The sequence below is a fragment of the SAR324 cluster bacterium genome (assembly GCA_029245725.1).
Taxonomy (GTDB): domain Bacteria; phylum SAR324; class SAR324; order SAR324; family NAC60-12; genus JCVI-SCAAA005.
In genome coordinates, this window is sequence record JAQWOT010000285.1 from 1 (window position 1) to 2,192 (window position 2,192).

The following is a 2,192-nucleotide window of genomic DNA, read 5'->3' on the forward strand; positions in this document are numbered from 1 at the left end:
TGCCTTGGGCCTTTTCCAATAATAATTTAAATCAAATTAATGAGTTGAGATTAGGTGAATCAATTTTACTTGGAAGAGATCCAATCTCTGGCAATCCAATACAAGGGCTCTATACTGATGCATTTACACTCATATCAGAAGTAATTGAAAGTAAAAGGAAGCCAGAACTTATAAAAACACCATCAGCTAAAATTATTTCAAATTATTTAAAGAAAAATGATCAAGTAATTCTTGCAATTGGGAACCAGGACACTGATGCTAATTCACTGGTTTTTCCCAATGGCTTTACTTTCGTAGGAGCCACTAGTGATCATTTAGTTTTAAATACTTCTAATTTAAAACTAAATATTGGAGCTGAATGCCGGATGAAAATGGATTATAATTCATTGATGAAAGTAATGAATTCTCCAACTGTGGAAAAGAAATATCTATAAAATACTTTTGAGTGGTTTAAACATAAAAATAATTGATTATCTTTGAATTTTAAATCAGTGAGAAAACTTTTATTTAGGTCTCTATTGAAGTAAATATTTGGATATCTTTATTCTATTTTAAATTCTTCCTTTCTATTTGTGCATGGAATCTTATCTTTTTGAGCTTGTTATTGTCTAAAAGTAAACTATTTTAGGGCACCACCTGAGCTATTGATTTAAATTGTGTTAACACATCCACCCCGTTCAAATCACACGAATCGTCTCATTAGTATCCAGCTTGTAGTCAGCCACCGCATTTGTTAAATGGATTGTATCATTTAGTTGGTAGTAGGTACGCTCAATTTGGGTAATGCTGGTACCACACTTGTCGGCAATTGAGCGAAAGTCCAAACCGCTAAAAATTTCCAAAATCCTCTGTCAAAATAAAAAGTGCATATTTTTAATTTGTCAGTACAGTTGTTATTACCGATCTAAATAATAGTATTGGTGCTTTTGAGTGGTTTGAGGCTTGATGTCGCTCAATCGGTTTAAATTTCGAGCCAATTTGTGAGATGTTTTGTGAATATTTATGTAGGGAACTTGGCTTACAGTGTTTCTGATGAACAGCTACGATCAGCATTCAGCCGGTTTGGGCAAGTTAGTAAGGCATCAGTCATTATGGACAGAGTAACCAACCGCTCTAAGGGCTTTGCTTTTGTAGAGATGGATGATGCTACTGAGGGAAAGGCAGCGATTGATGCGCTAAATGGAAATGAAATCGATGGTAGAGCTTGGAAAGTGAACGAAGCCAAGCCCCGAGAAAAATCACGATGGTAAATTTGGTCATCAAGTGAATAAAGAGTAAATTCCTTTCTTGTGATTCCAAAGATGCTGCCAATAAACATAATTGGCAGCATCCATCTTTTTGCCCACCCTCTGTCCGATCAATCATTTCAAAAATCCCTGTCCTGTAAAGCTAACGCTGTATTGGTAAAATGGATGTGACTCCCCAATGAACGATCGGTAGGTCCCTATTCCTAGTTACACTTGTACCGCAGGTGCCTGTAGTCCCCTTAAATCTAAACTCACCTATCTCTGTGGTGGGTATAAAAATCTTTTCACAGAACTCAGTACGAAAGGAGTAGATGTGCGGGTACTAGCAGAGATGGCAGGACATACCAGCATTCAGACAACACAGCGTTATATTGACGTTAATGATGAGCAGATGCGCAGTGCTGCCGAATTGATTTGATAAATTAAATTTACTTTTATCCCTTTAGTGCAAAAAGATTTAGTTCCTTTTCTAATTTTTGAAACCCTTCTTCATCAAATTTCAGTAACTGTTTTTCATCCCAGCTTTCATCTGTTTTTAATACTATGCAGTCGGCTTCAATATAATTCGGAAGGTGCTTGATCTGCTGCCAGAGAGCTCTACTGGTTTTGATCGTCCTTCTTCCACAGACAAAGCTGAGGACCTTGCCAAAGATGGAGTCCACCGCTAGCCAGAGCCAACATTGGAACTTTTTTTAACGTGAGTTTGGGATAAGCCCTAGACGCAGACGAGTTGCTTGTGGGTGTTGAGAATTTCCTGTTCCTCTCGAGTCCATGAGAGTGCCGGACGTTTTTCCTGCCAAGTGTAGGCGACCAACCCAGCGATTAGGTGGACGAATGCGTTGATGGGACTTCGGTGTCTGGAGTGCTCAATCTGGCAGACGTTTTTGAGCTGGTCATTGACGGTTTCAATCAAGGTCCTCTTCTTGAGAAGGATTTTATCCATAA

The 2,192-nt window shown here is 38.4% G+C and carries 4 protein-coding genes and 1 pseudogene; 3 read left to right on the forward strand and 2 right to left on the reverse strand.

The genetic code is table 11. The features are described 5' to 3' along the window. The coding region (locus P8O70_15445; GenBank protein ID MDG2198239.1) for an alanine/ornithine racemase family PLP-dependent enzyme at positions 1–434 on the forward strand (434 nt) is incomplete at its 5' end. Positions 435–677: 243 nt separating this feature from the next. Here P8O70_15445 and P8O70_15450 read toward each other — a convergent pair. Beyond that, complete coding sequence (locus P8O70_15450) at positions 678–842, reverse strand: hypothetical protein (protein ID MDG2198240.1); 165 nt, start codon at positions 840–842, stop codon at positions 678–680. 150 nt (positions 843–992) lie between these two features. Here P8O70_15450 and P8O70_15455 point away from each other — a divergent pair, with 150 nt between their 5' ends. Then, positions 993–1,250, forward strand: a complete 258-nt coding sequence (locus P8O70_15455) for an RNA-binding protein (protein MDG2198241.1) — start codon at positions 993–995, stop codon at positions 1,248–1,250. A gap of 283 nt (positions 1,251–1,533) precedes the next feature. Next, positions 1,534–1,665 (forward strand): annotated as a pseudogene (locus tag P8O70_15460) (tyrosine-type recombinase/integrase). 297 nt (positions 1,666–1,962) lie between these two features. On the opposite strand, the gene P8O70_15465 reads toward P8O70_15460, so the two are convergent. After that, positions 1,963–2,192, reverse strand: a 230-nt coding sequence (locus P8O70_15465) for a transposase (GenBank protein ID MDG2198242.1), incomplete at its 5' end; no start/stop codon positions are given.